This is a genomic window from Peteryoungia aggregata LMG 23059 (genome assembly GCF_030814435.1).
Lineage (GTDB): Bacteria > Pseudomonadota > Alphaproteobacteria > Rhizobiales > Rhizobiaceae > Allorhizobium > Allorhizobium aggregatum.
In genome coordinates this window covers 1-12,997 of the sequence record NZ_JAUSUW010000023.1, presented here as the reverse complement: position 1 = coordinate 12,997, position 12,997 = coordinate 1, and the positions used below count along the sequence as shown (strand labels likewise).

Annotated in this window: 9 protein-coding genes; 3 read left to right on the top strand and 6 right to left on the bottom strand. The window is 61.1% G+C overall.

Features of this window, described 5'->3' with window-relative positions; translation table 11 throughout:
- Positions 1–7: 7 nt before the first annotated feature.
- From J2045_RS22680 to J2045_RS22665, 4 genes are all read right to left on the bottom strand, one after another.
- The gene (locus J2045_RS22680; RefSeq protein ID WP_307377597.1) at positions 8–916 is read right to left on the bottom strand and encodes a cation diffusion facilitator family transporter; all 909 of its coding nucleotides are present in this window, start codon (positions 914–916) and stop codon (positions 8–10) included.
- A 161-nt stretch (positions 917–1,077) separates the two neighbouring features.
- Positions 1,078–1,410 (bottom strand): hypothetical protein, encoded by a 333-nt coding sequence (locus J2045_RS22675; RefSeq protein WP_307377595.1) that lies wholly within the window; start codon positions 1,408–1,410, stop codon positions 1,078–1,080.
- A gap of 5 nt (positions 1,411–1,415) precedes the next feature.
- Complete coding sequence (locus tag J2045_RS22670; protein ID WP_307377593.1) at positions 1,416–1,676, bottom strand: ribbon-helix-helix domain-containing protein; 261 nt, start codon at positions 1,674–1,676, stop codon at positions 1,416–1,418.
- 103 nt (positions 1,677–1,779) lie between these two features.
- A complete protein-coding gene (locus J2045_RS22665) occupies positions 1,780–3,963 on the bottom strand; it encodes an anthranilate synthase (RefSeq protein ID WP_307377590.1) in 2,184 nt (727 codons plus the stop codon).
- Positions 3,964–4,313: 350 nt separating this feature from the next.
- Between J2045_RS22665 and J2045_RS22660 the strand changes: the two genes are divergently transcribed.
- Complete coding sequence (locus tag J2045_RS22660; protein ID WP_307377587.1) at positions 4,314–6,182, top strand: methyl-accepting chemotaxis protein; 1,869 nt, start codon at positions 4,314–4,316, stop codon at positions 6,180–6,182.
- Positions 6,183–6,276: 94 nt separating this feature from the next.
- Here J2045_RS22660 and J2045_RS22655 read toward each other — a convergent pair whose 3' ends face one another.
- Positions 6,277–8,538, bottom strand: coding sequence for a TonB-dependent hemoglobin/transferrin/lactoferrin family receptor (locus J2045_RS22655; RefSeq protein WP_307377583.1), 2,262 nt, complete (start codon positions 8,536–8,538; stop codon positions 6,277–6,279).
- A 238-nt stretch (positions 8,539–8,776) separates the two neighbouring features.
- On the bottom strand, positions 8,777–10,450 hold the full coding sequence (locus J2045_RS22650; protein ID WP_307377581.1) for a formate--tetrahydrofolate ligase: 1,674 nt from the start codon (positions 10,448–10,450) through the stop codon (positions 8,777–8,779).
- A 169-nt stretch (positions 10,451–10,619) separates the two neighbouring features.
- Here J2045_RS22650 and J2045_RS22645 point away from each other — a divergent pair, with 169 nt between their 5' ends.
- On the top strand, positions 10,620–12,227 hold the full coding sequence (locus tag J2045_RS22645; protein ID WP_307377578.1) for a T6SS phospholipase effector Tle1-like catalytic domain-containing protein: 1,608 nt from the start codon (positions 10,620–10,622) through the stop codon (positions 12,225–12,227).
- 107 nt (positions 12,228–12,334) lie between these two features.
- Entirely contained in the window at positions 12,335–12,856 is a 522-nt protein-coding gene (locus J2045_RS22640) for a TIGR00645 family protein (protein WP_307377575.1), read from the top strand.
- Positions 12,857–12,997 lie beyond the last annotated feature (141 nt).

Below are 12,997 nucleotides of genomic sequence, written 5' to 3'. Positions count from 1 at the left end.
TTTATTTTCAACGCCCGAATTCGATGCCGGCGCCATGCGCCACTTCGTTTTCGGGCTCTACATGGATGGTGACGCGCGTGCCCGGCACTGCCTTGTGCACGGCCATTTCCAACCTGTCGCAGATGACATGCGCATCGCGCACAGTCATCTTCGATGGCACGACCAGATCGAAGGCGACGAAGGTCGCGGCCCCTGCCCGGCGCGAGCGCAGATAATGCACCCCAAGCGAGCCTTCGGAATTCTCCTTGATCGCCTGGCGGATGGCCTCAGCCTCGTCCGGTGACACGGCGATGTCCATCAGGCCTGCCACCGACTGCGCAATCACCTTCCAGCCCTGCCAGATGATGTTGAGGGCAACGAGGATCGCAAGCACGGGATCGAGGATGGCATAGCCGGTCGCCAGCACCAGAAGAAGGCCGATGATCACACCGATCGAGGTGACCACATCGGACATGATGTGCTGGCCATCGGCCGATAGCGCCGGCGAGCGATGGCTGCGCCCGATCCGGATCAGGAGCGTTGCCCAGGCCGCATTGATGATGGCGGCAAGGCCGTTGATCGCAAGACCAAGGAACGGTGCTTCCGGCAAAGTGGGGTTCTGCAAGGCCGGGATTGCCTCGCGGATGATCAGCAAGGCTGCGACCACGATCAGAACACCCTCGAGAACAGCCGAGAGATATTCTGCCTTGTGGTGACCATAGGGATGATCGTCATCAGCAGGCTTCTGCGCATAGCGAATGACGAAATAGGCGATGAAGGCGGCAATCACGTTGACCGTCGATTCCAGCCCGTCCGACAGGAGCGCGACCGAACCCGTCACCCACCAGGCGAGAAGCTTCAGCCCCATGACCCCGAAGGCGAGCGGAATGCCCCAGAAGGCGATGCGCCGCACCAGATTACTGTCTTCAGCCGCCATGGCCATCTTCCCTGCAGATGCGAGTGAATTGCAGCAGCAATTCCAAAAACGACAAAACCGCCCGGCAAAGCGGGCGGTTCGTTCGAATGTCGGCAGTGTAATGGCGAAGGGTTAAGGCGAGGTCAAGGCGGAATGTGGGGCGTGCACAGCGGGATGCGCATTCAGGTATCTGGCAACGACGGGCTAAGATCTCTCAGGAATTTACGAAGAATGTCGGCACTCCTCTGGCCGCGCGCATCTCGAATGTCGATGACAAGGACCTCGTCAGGGGTGATCGCGTAGAGCAGCGAAAACGGCGTGCCACGAATGTGATACTCTCTAACCCGATCGAGATCCTCGAAGCGTGCGGCGCTCTCCGGATAGGTCAGGATATTTTGCTCAGCCAAGGCAAGGGCAGCAGATGCCGCCACGACATCGAGTTGCGGGTGGCTCCGATAGTAGCGGCGCATCCAGCGAAGGCCGAGTTCGGAGGTCGGCAGATAGCGGAGCCGCATCGCCTTCAGCGTCCCTGCGGGAAATCGTCCTCATCCGAGAGAAGCCACTGATGGATCGCAGCGCTGTCGACCGCCTTTACATTACCGGCATCGATGAGACTTAGGCCGTGATGCAGCAGCTCACGCGTGGCCACGCGTTCTTCCACGAGATTGCGGATCGCCTGATCAGCGAGGTCGGCCGGAGAACGGTTGTCGAAGCGCGCAATCTCTTCCAGCGCCTCGTTCAGGCCGACGTCGATTTCAGTTGTTACAACGACCTTGTTCATCGGATCATGGCTCCCTGGCAACGTGGCGCAAAGAAACTCTGCAACGGAGTGCGGGGGCTGTCAAACAGAGCTTCGGGGCGCCGAAGCGCCCCGCCCTTAATCCTCAGGCCGCCTTCACCTTCTTCCGCTTCGCCAGCTTCTCCACCACGTTTTCGATCATGCGCATGCCGGCATCACCGCCAAGCGTCATGATCGATTCCGGGTGGAACTGGACGGCGGCGACCGGTTCCTTCGTGTGCTCGATGCCCATGATCGTGCCGTCTTCGCTTTCCGCCGTGATCATGAAATCGCGGTGCAGCGTTGCCGGATCGGCAAAGATCGAGTGGTAGCGACCGACGGTCACCTCCTTGCCCAGCCCCTCGAAGACCAGGCCGGGTTCGAGCACGCGGATGCGCGACGGCTTGCCATGCATGGGAACTGCCAGCTGACGGAGATCGCCGCCATAGGCTTCAGCCAGCGCCTGCAGGCCGAGGCAGACGCCGAAGATCGGAAGATCGCGGGCCCGCGCCTTCTTGATTGTCGCCTTGCAGTCGAAATCCGTCGGCGACCCCGGGCCGGGCGACAGCACGACGAGATCCGGGTTGAGCCGGTCGAAGATCTCCTCCGGCACCGGCGTGCGCACGGTGTTCACCGTTGCCCCGGTCTGGCGGAAATAATTGGCGAGCGTGTGGACGAAGCTATCCTCATGGTCGACGAGCAGGATGTTGACCCCCTCGCCCACGCGCGCCACGCCGCGCTTGGACTTCGGATCGGACTTGGCGTCGCGGATGGCGGCGATCATGGCGGAGGCCTTCAGTTCGGTTTCGGCTTCTTCTTCCTGCGGGTCGCTGTCGTTGAGCAATGTGGCGCCGGCGCGCACTTCGGCAATGCCGTCCTTGATGCGCACGGTGCGCAGCGTCAGACCGGTGTTCATGTCGCCGTTGAAGCCGACCATGCCGATCGCCCCGCCATACCAGGCGCGCGGGCTCTTCTCGTGCTTTTCGATGAAGCGCATGGCCCAGAGCTTTGGCGCACCCGTAACGGTGACCGCCCAGGCGTGGCTGAGGAAGCCGTCAAAGGCATCCATGCCGTCACGGAGCCGACCCTCGATATGGTCGACGGTGTGGATGAGGCGCGAATACATCTCGATCTGGCGACGGCCGATGACCTTAACCGAACCCGGCTCGCAGACGCGGGACTTGTCGTTGCGGTCAACGTCGGAGCACATGGTGAGCTCGCTCTCGTCCTTCTTGGAATTCAAGAGCTTCAGGATCTGCGCTGAGTCCTCTATCGGGTCGGCGCCGCGCTTGATCGTGCCGGAGATCGGGCAGGTCTCGATGCGGCGACCGTTGACCCGCACGAACATCTCGGGCGAAGCGCCGACGAGATATTCCTGGTTTCCGAGATTGATGAAGAAGGAATAGGGCGACGGATTGATTTCCTTCAGCCGCTTGGAGATCTGCGACGGCTTCGAATCGCAGCGTTCCATGAACTTCTGGCCGGGAACGACCTCGAACAGGTCGCCCTTGCGGAAGCTCTCCTTCGCCTTGGTGACGAGCTCGGCATATTCGCCCGGACGATGATCGCCGCGCGGCGGGATCGTGTCGGTATGCAGGAACGGCTCCGGCGCGATCTCTTCCCGTTGGCCGATGGTGGTCACTGCCCCCTTGGTGAAGTCGTAGCGATCAATCCAGGCCTTGGCGGAATAATGGTCGACGACGAGGATCTCGTCGGGCAGGAACAGCACCATGTCCCGCTGGTCGTCGGGACGCGTGAGCTTCAGGTCGATGGCATCGAACTGGAAGGCAAGATCATAGCCGAAGGCGCCGAACAGGCCGATGGCGGCGTCTTCTTCCGAGTAGAACAGCGCTGTGATGGCGCGCAGCACGGTAAAGACGGTCGGGATCTTCGAGCGCTCTTCCTCGGTGAAGACGCGGGAAGGCTGCTTGACGTCGAGATCCAGCCGGGTCGCGCTGCACTCACCCAGCGCCAGGTCGTCGACAGAGGCCAGAGCCTCGGCGATCATGGTCAGCAGCGCTTCGCCGCGCCCGTTATAGGCTTCGATCCAGACCTTGCGACCGAAGGAGGAGATGCCGAGCGGCGGATCGACGATCGCCGTGTCCCAGCGGGTGTAGCGGCCCGGATATTCGTAATTCGAGGAAAAGACGGCACCACGGCGTTCGTCGAGCTTGTCGACATAGGTGGAGATGGCATCGGCATAAGGTGTCGGCCGGCGCTTGCGCGTCACGGTGACGCCACCGCGCGTCTGATAGGCTTCCGAGCCGTCTTCCTGCAAAATCGTCGACATGTCTGTCCTTCTCCATTCTTCAAGGCCCGTCTCCTCAGGCCTTGAATACAAAAAAGCCGCCTCAGGAGTGTTTCCGGGCGGCTTTGGGTCAATCCTCTGAAGACATGACTGGTCAAGGCCGCGTTAGCGTGCCCACCACCAAGCAAAGGTCTTCGAGACGATCTTCATGGGCGATTTGATAACCCGAGGCGAAGCGCCGTGCAAGCGGGATTTGTTGACACCGTCTGCGGTTGAATATCTCAGATTCAACAATCCTTGTTATACAAAAATTAGCAAAACTCGATTTAGCGTTACCTTACTCTACACAAGATTGCATCGGTGAACTTGATCTCGCTTACGGGGACCTCCGCATGACAATGACCATTTCTCGCAGCCTGGCATTTTTCGGGCTTTTCGTCGCACTCGGCTTCGGCCTGGCGCTCGGCGTTTTCTACTACAGCTTCGAGCGCCTGAAGGTGAACGGCCCAGTCTATGACGAACTTCGGCTCGGGCAGGAATTCATCGCCGACATCATGCCGCCGCCGCTCTTCCTGATGGAACCCTTCCTGATCGCGTTTGAAACCGGCTCCGGTGCGGAAAATGCAGACCAGAACATCCGGCGCATCATCATCGCCCGCCAGACCTATGCGAAATCCATGCGCCGCTGGCAGTATTCCGGCCTGTCCCCCGAGATCCTAGAAGGACTGCGCAACAAGGTGAAACCCTCCGCCGATGCCTTCTGGACCGAAATGAACGAGGTCTTCATCCCGGCAGTGAAGTCCAAGAACCGGATCGTCATGTCACGCAGCCTGAAGCGGCTCGAAGAGGCCTATGAGACCCAGCGGGCGGCTGTGATCGAGCTGACCGCGCTGGCGCAGGACGAAATGCGCGCCCACAAGGACACGTCGCTTGCCACGGCACACAACCTGACGATCTTCACTGCCATTGCATCCGGTCTGGCCTTCCTGCTGCTGGTCGCCGGACTGGTCGCCTTCAGCCGGCGCGCCGTGGCACCGCTGGGCCAGTTCGGCCGCTATATGAATGATCTGGCCGGCGGTGACTACGAGACGCCCGTCCCCTATGCGCATCGCCGGGACGAGATCGGCGCCATGTCGCACGCCGTCGCCGTGTTTCGCGAGGCGGGCCTGGAGAAGATCCGGCTGCAACAGGAGGCTGAACGCCAGCAGGGTGTGATCGAGGCGGAGCGCAACGCCCGGCTGGCCTCCCAGACCGCCCAGGCAGAGAACCTCCAGCGCGTCATCACGGATCTCGGCGCCGGTCTCGAACGCCTGTCGCAGTTCAACATCCGCAACACGCTGGATGTGCCCTTCCAGCCGGAATTCGAGCAGTTGCGCCACGATTTCAACAAGTCGCTCGCCGTCTTCCAGGAAACCATGGCACAGGTGCTCGACAAGGCCAAGCAGATTGAGAGCAATGCTGGCGCACTGCAGCAGTCCTCCGACCAGCTGGCCAAGCGCACGGAGCAGCAGGCTGCCGCCCTGGAGGAAACCGCAGCCGCGCTGCAGGACGTCACGAAGAACATCCGCGACTCCTCCAGCCGCACGGGCAGCACCCGCGACAAGACCCGCAATGCCCGCGCCAGCGTCACCAAGTCGACCAAGGTGGTGCAGGATGCCATCGAAGCCATGCGGCGGATCGAGGCGGCCTCGTCCAGCATTGCAAGCATTACCGACGTGATCGATCAGATCGCCTTCCAGACCAACCTTCTCGCGCTCAATGCCGGCGTCGAGGCTGCCCGGGCCGGCGATGCCGGCAAGGGTTTTGCCGTCGTCGCCCAGGAAGTCCGCGATCTCGCCCAGCGTTCGGCCTCTGCCGCCAAGGAAATCAACAGCCTGATCGCGCAATCCGGCCGCGAGGTCGCCGCCGGCGTGGCGCTGGTGCGTGACACCGGCGAAGTGCTCGGCGAGATCGAGACCAGCATTGCCGCCATCGCCTCCGATGTCGAGGCGATCACCGCCTCCGCCGAGGAACAGGCCTCCGGCCTTGGCGAAATCAACCAGGCCGTCAACCAGATGGACCAGCTCACGCAACAGAATGCCGGCATGGTCGAGGAAACCAGCGCCGCCACGCACTCGCTGAGCGAAGAGGTGAGCGAACTGGTGCGCCTCGTCGGCCAGTTCGTCTTCAACCGCCGTTCCCGCGTGCGCGACACGCCGGAAGACATGGCAAAGACCATCGCCATGCGCGGCCAGTCTGCCGTCGCCCGCTCGGCGGCGTAAAGACCGGCAGGAAACACCGGGACATCAAGACAAACGCAAACGGCGGCACCGAAAGGCGCCGCCGTGTTGTTGTTATGTGCCCGAGTTCTGAGTATCAGAACTTCTGGGTGAGCGAGAATTTGAAGGTTCGGCCGGCTTCGGAGTAGTATTCGATCGGCTGGTTGGTGTTGTTGTTGGCCGGCACTGTCGTCGCGTTGAAATCCTTCATCTCGACGGCATCGTAATAAGTCTTGTCGAAGATGTTGTAGACGCCTGCCTGGATACGAAGCCCCTTGAACTGCTCAGGCTCCCACCATGCCGTGAGGTCAACGACTCCGTAACCGGGAGCGTCGAAGGTCGCCACATTGTCATCGTCTCGCATCCCGGCGGCGGCGATCAGGCTGAGATCCGCACCCCAGTTGACCTGCTCGTAGCCGACGCCGACCACGCCCTTGAAGGGGAGTACCGAGCGCAGATAGTCGCCCGTATCCTTATCTTCGCCATAGGCATATGCACCGCCTGTGTGAACGAAGAAGCCGCTGTCGAAATCTTTCCGCATGCTGAACTCGAAGCCCGAGATATGGACACGGTCGAGGTTCTGGTACTGGGTCAGGCTTCCATAGGTCGGATCACCGTTCGTCGTTTTCTGATCGATGAAGTTCTTGTAACGGCTGTGATAGGCGGTCACCCGACCACTGAAATCATCGAATGCAAAGTTGGCACCGACTTCGAAGGAATTCGAGGTTTCCGCCTCCAGGTCCGGATTGCCGCGGACGGCATAGCCGGTGTTGACGAAGTCCAGATAGAGTTCATTCACGCTAGGGGCGCGGTAGGCCATCGACCACTGCGCGAAGAGCTCAACCTCGCTGGTCAGCTGGTACGCGGCGAGCAGCTTCGGGCTGAAACGGCTGCCGTCGCTGGCCTCCGGTAGACCGCCGACGGTATAGGCATTGCTCTGCCTGAACCCGTCAGTCAGGACCGGGTCATAATCGTGCCAGTCAAAACGTAGGCCGGGGGTGATGGAAAACGCACTGTTCTCCATCGTGATCTTGTCGTCGATGAAGATGCCGAACCGCTTGCCATCAACATCCGGCATGTCCGACTGGTTGGATTTGAGGCTCGAGCAACCTGCGACAACAGTCCCGAGCGTGCAGGCATCGATACCGGTCACATATTGGCTGGTGTCGGAGATCGAACCGTCGATGCCGACCGTGACCTCGTGATTGAGAGGACCGGTGGAGAATTCGCTGACAACATTGCCGGTGATGCCATAGGAGCCTTCGGACAACTCGTTGTCGCGCAACCACGGTCCGGCAAAGGCGCCAACACGGCGACCGGTTGCCCCGGCGTTCTTCTCGGTTTTCTGCCAGTAGAGCGACAGACGGGCAGACTGGATAACTTCGTTTTCGGCCGGATTGAGGAAGGAATAGTCGAGCGAGAGACGATCACGCGCGGTGTCGTCGAAGCCGTCATACTCACCCACAGCCCAGATTCGGCTTGAGCTTGAGGTTGCACCCTGCAGCGTCTTCAGGTCGGTATCCGTGTTGCGACGGAAACGCTCGGCGGTCAGACCGAGGGTGTGTCCGCCTTCCAGCTCCTGGCGGAGCTTGAACAGCAGGCTGTACTGATCATAGTCCGATGGGTTGGCTTCGGTACGGGTCGGCCCGATCTCATCCACATCCCCCTGGGTGGCGGTCTCCTGACCCTTCTTGTAGGAGCTCTGGAAGAGAACAGAGGTATTCTCGATCTTCTTGGCGACGGCAGCGGAACCGCTGACACTCTTGTCTTCACTGTCATAGGTTGTCTTGGCGATGCCGCCCCAATCCTTGCCTTCGCCGATCAGGTCCTCGGGCTCAAGAGTGCGCAGCGCGATGCCGCCCGCAAGCGCACCGGAGCCCAGCCGCGAGCTGTCGGCGCCGCGCAGGACATCGAGCGTAGAGATCGAGCTGAAGTCGAAGCTATCGCCACCCCCATTGGCATTGGTCGTGCTGGAGGGTCCACCGCGGCGGGCAAAATTGTCGAGATAGGGAAGCGGGATCCCGTCGATTGTGGTCACGACGCGCGGGCCGCCGAGGCCGCGGATCGTGACGCCGCCGACAGACTCGCTGAAATCCACGCCCGGTTCAAGCACGCGCCCGAGATCCTGGAAACTGTCGACTTCCTTCTTGCGAAGCGCCTCTGCCGTCTCCTCGCTGGCAAGGGGACTGTCAGACACCAAAGTCTCGTTTACCCTCTTCCCCTTGACGATGATCGTCTCCAGCTGTGTTTCGCCCTGGGCCGCCGTCGCGGTGTCCTGGGCGCGGGCGGGAACGAGAGTGGAGGTCACCGCAAGCGCAGTGCAGGCGAGCAGAAGGGGGCGAAGAGACCGGGAGCCCATGCATGTATCCTTTCCATGGCCGCAGAAAAGGGTTCCCGCACACGGAAAACGGGTGCGGGACGGCCGGATGTGATTGCGTCAAAAACGTGGCAGAGACGATGTTTCTGCCGTAATCATGCCGTATAAAACATGATTATAAACGTCAAGATATAAAACATGATTCTTTTGATCATGAATTTAGTCACGTCGCAACGTGACAGAAATACCACAGGCTTTCAGGGGTTTTAAATCGGGGGCGCTAAAACAGCCCCTCGATGGCACCGGTCTGATCCAGGCGGATTTTCTCCGAAGACGGCACGCGCGGCAGGCCGGGCATGGTCATGATCTCGCCGGTGATTGCCACGACAAAGCCGGCGCCGGCGGAAAGCCGGACCTCGCGAACATGCACCGTGTGCCCTTCGGGTGCGCCCCGCAGCGTCGGATCGGTCGAGAAGGAATACTGGGTCTTCGCCATGCAGACCGGCAAGTTGCCATAACCCTGCCGCTCCCAGTCGGCGAGTTGGTCGCGCACCGCCTTGTCGGCCGTCACCTCGCCGGCCCGATAGATCTCGGTGGCGATCCGCTCGATCTTGGAGAACAGCGGCATCGCATCCGGATAGAGCGGATGGAAGCTCGACGGCGTCTCGGCGATCCGGACGACGGTTTGCGCGAGCGCCTCGATGCCTGCGGAGCCGTCTGCCCAGTGACGGCAGAGCACGGCCTCCGTCCCGAGACCTGCGGCCACCGCCTTGACGGCAGCGATCTCGGCATCGGTATCGGTCGTGAAGTGGTTGATCGCCACGACCGCCGGCACGCCGAATTTGGCGAGATTTTCCAGATGCCGCGCCAGGTTGACCGCGCCGCGCTCGACGGCTGCGACATCCTCGCGGGAGAGATCCTCCTTGGCCACGCCACCATTCATCTTGAGCGCCCGGACAGTCGCGACGATGACGACGGCAGAGGGTTTGAGCCCCGCCTTGCGACACTTGATGTCGAAGAATTTCTCCGCCCCGAGATCCGCCCCGAAGCCGGCTTCGGTCACCACATAATCGCCGAGCTTCAGCGCCGTCGTCGTCGCGACCACAGAATTGCAGCCATGCGCGATATTGGCGAAGGGACCGCCATGAACGAGCGCCGGATTGTTCTCAAGCGTCTGCACGAGGTTTGGCTGCATCGCCTCCTTGAGCAGCACGGCCATGGCCCCGTCGGCCTTCAGGTCACGGGCAAAGACCGGTGTCTTGTCGCGCCGGTAGCCGATGATGATCGCGCCGAGGCGACGCTCCAGATCGTCGAGGTCAGTCGCAAGGCAGAGGATCGCCATGACCTCAGATGCAACCGTGATGTCGAAACCCGCCTCGCGCGGGAAACCGTTGGACGCGCCGCCGAGCGAGGTGACGATTTGGCGCAGCGCCCGGTCGTTCATGTCCATCACCCGCCGCCAGGTGATGCGGCGCGTGTCGATCTCCAGTTCATTGCCCCAGTAGATGTGATTGTCGATAAGCGCCGAAAGCAGGTTGTGGGCCGAGGTGATCGCGTGGAAATCTCCGGTGAAATGGAGATTGATGTCCTCCATCGGCACGACCTGCGCGTAGCCACCGCCCGCCGCCCCGCCCTTCACCCCGAAACAGGGGCCGAGCGAGGGTTCACGAATGCAGATGACCGCCTTTTTGCCGATCCGGTTCAGCCCGTCGCCGAGGCCGACCGTGGTCGTCGTCTTGCCCTCGCCTGCCGGTGTCGGGTTGATTGCGGTGACGAGGATCAGCTTGCCGTCCGGCCGGTCGGCGAGCGATTGGATGAACGGAGCCGAGATCTTCGCCTTGTCATGGCCATAGGGAATGAGGCTTTCGGAGGGAATGCCGAGCTTGCAGCCGATCTCCTGGATCGGCCGCTTGCTGGCTGCGCGGGCGATGTCGATATCCGATGGCACTGTCATGTTTCCCCCTGCCCCTCTTGTTGAAGAGGAAGATCCTCCCAGTCCTCTCGCTTGGCAAGAGCCGGACACCAACAAGATCAGGTGCAAGAGACAACAAAACACGAGGGAGTTGCACATGCGATGCAACATGCAATGATGAAGGTTCCACTGGGGATAAGGGGACCTGAGAATGAATCTCGTGATCTGCGCCGATGGCACCTGGAATACGCCCGACATGAGGGAAAACGGCATTCCGGCACCGACCAATGTCTTCAAGTTCTTCAACTGCGTCTCACGCTTCACCACCACCACCGACGACAAGCAGGAACGCTACTATCACCAAGGCGTCGGCACGGAGGGAACCGTGATCAGACGCGGTTTCGATGGCGGCACGGGGACAGGTCTCGGGAAGAACATCAAGAGTGCCTATCGCTGGCTGGCCGCGACCTATACGCCCGGCGACCACATCTACCTGATCGGTTTCAGTCGCGGAGCCTATACGGTGCGCAGTCTCGGCGGCATGATCTCTCGCTGCGGCCTCGCCGTCCTGCCCTGGTCGAACAATCCGAAACAGGCCTGGGACGCGGTTGACCGCATCTATGAGGAATATCGCCACAAAAAGGCGAGCACCATTCAGGCGAGCGCAGACCTTCCCTTCCACCATGCGACGGCGGGTGAGCTTCCTGTCCAGAAAACACCCATCCACTTCATCGGCGTTTGGGACACCGTCGGCTCGCTCGGGATTCCGGATGATTTTGCCCTGCTCGACAAGTTCGATTCCATCAAGCGGCACGGTTTCCATGATACGGAGATCAGCGACATCGTCAGCCACGCTCGCCACGCGGTCGCGATTGACGAGAGGCGGCAGAACTTCGTCCCTACGCTCTGGAGACCCAACGCAAAGGTCGATATGCAGCAGGTCTGGTTCCCCGGCGTCCATGCTGATGTCGGAGGCGGTTACAGTCGTTGCGGACTGTCGGACGGCGCGCTGCTCTGGATGATCAAGGAGGCGCAGAAGGTGGGCCTCCACTTCGACGAATCTTCGGTCTCACAAATAAGGCCAAACGAGCGAGACGTGCTGCACGATTCGGTTCAGGGTTTCTTCAAGCAGATGAAGACACGTCCCAGAGGCATCCCGCACTTCGACCATGCGGCAAGGTCGGGAGAAGTCCATGGCTCCGCCTACAATCGACAGGTGGCCCAATCGCTCACCCAAGGAGAATACTGGCGTCAGCGCCAGATCCCGGCGGAGGTCAACATCTATGCAAAGGAACTGTGGAACAACACCGGCATTTTCCTGGAAGCGGGGAAGCCATACCTGCTGACGGCAACAGGGGAATGGATGGATGCTTCCATCAAATGCAGCCCGGCCGGTGCGAGCGACGGCAGCTTTCAGCCAGCAGAATTGATCTATGGCCTCGGCAATCTCGCTGGCGGGCTGCAGAGCCTGATCCGCAAGGTCGCGGGCAACGAACGCCGAAGTGTACCCATGGCGCGGCGGCTGCCTGGTGCCCCCTGGTTTGCTCTCATTGGCGTGGTCGCCAACGACTACCCGCCCCCACCCCTTCAACCGCCGCAAGATGCAAAAGTGGAACCACTGCCGCACGAGACCTTCGTCATCGGTAGTGGCACGACATTCGTACCTAGCGCCAGCGGCTATCTCTTCTGCTTCGCCAACGATGCCTGGCACTTTTATGGCAACAACCGTGGAAGCGTCAGACTGAGGGTGGAAGCGTTGCCCAAGCCGGCCAAGCCAACGCCCGCGAAGTCCTCGAAACCGCCCAAACCGAACGGCTGATCCAGACGCACAATCGAACGGTCGGCCAGCACCGCTGGAACACCCCTTGTTCCTCGGGGCTTGCTCGTAGTATTGGCCGCAAAGAACCAATACCGTGGGGACCTGCCATGAAATCGCTGGAATTGCTTATCGAGAAGATCATCCTGTCGAGCCGCTGGATCCTGGTGGCCTTCTATCTCGGCCTGGTCGCAGCGCTGGCCGTCTATGCGCTGTCTTTCGGCTACAAATTCCTGAAGATCGCCCAGAATGTCTTCGTCTACGAAGACTTCGAGATGATCCTCGCCATGCTGGCGCTGATCGACGCGGCTTTGGTGGCGAGCCTGATCGTCATGGTAATGATTTCCGGCTACGAGAACTTCGTCAGCCGTTTCGACGAGGCCGATGATCAGGTTTCCTTCCTCGGCAAGCTCGATGCCGGCAGCCTGAAGATCAAGGTCGCCTCCTCGATCGTCGCCATCTCCTCGATCCACCTGCTGCAGGTCTTCCTCAACGCCAACCAGTATACCGACGGCAAGCTGATGTGGCTGACGCTGATCCACCTCGCCTTCGTCGTCTCGGCGGTGATGCTGGGCTATCTGGAAGTGATGATGAACGGCAAGAAGAAGGCGAGCGACGCCGACAAGATCTGAGGCGATTACCCTCCCCTTGAGGGGGAGGGTCGGAGCACAGCTCCGGGGTGGGGTGACGGACGTGAGGCTAGCCCCACTTTAACGCAGTGAACTCGGGGTGGCGTGGGGCCCCCCCCCCCCCCCCCCCCCCCCCCCCCCCCC

Excerpts from the sequence above, each read along its gene's own strand:
- J2045_RS22645 (WP_307377578.1), top strand. The coding sequence starts at position 10,620 with ATGAATCTCGTGATCTGCGCCGATGGCACCTGGAATACGCCCGACATG.
- J2045_RS22660 (WP_307377587.1), top strand. The coding sequence starts at position 4,314 with ATGACAATGACCATTTCTCGCAGCCTGGCATTTTTCGGGCTTTTCGTC.
- J2045_RS22675 (WP_307377595.1), bottom strand. The coding sequence starts at position 1,410 with ATGCGGCTCCGCTATCTGCCGACCTCCGAACTCGGCCTTCGCTGGATG.
- J2045_RS22655 (WP_307377583.1), bottom strand. The coding sequence starts at position 8,538 with ATGGGCTCCCGGTCTCTTCGCCCCCTTCTGCTCGCCTGCACTGCGCTT.
- J2045_RS22650 (WP_307377581.1), bottom strand. The coding sequence starts at position 10,450 with ATGACAGTGCCATCGGATATCGACATCGCCCGCGCAGCCAGCAAGCGG.
- J2045_RS22665 (WP_307377590.1), bottom strand. The coding sequence starts at position 3,963 with ATGTCGACGATTTTGCAGGAAGACGGCTCGGAAGCCTATCAGACGCGC.
- J2045_RS22640 (WP_307377575.1), top strand. The coding sequence starts at position 12,335 with ATGAAATCGCTGGAATTGCTTATCGAGAAGATCATCCTGTCGAGCCGC.
- J2045_RS22670 (WP_307377593.1), bottom strand. The coding sequence starts at position 1,676 with ATGAACAAGGTCGTTGTAACAACTGAAATCGACGTCGGCCTGAACGAG.
- J2045_RS22680 (WP_307377597.1), bottom strand. The coding sequence starts at position 916 with ATGGCGGCTGAAGACAGTAATCTGGTGCGGCGCATCGCCTTCTGGGGC.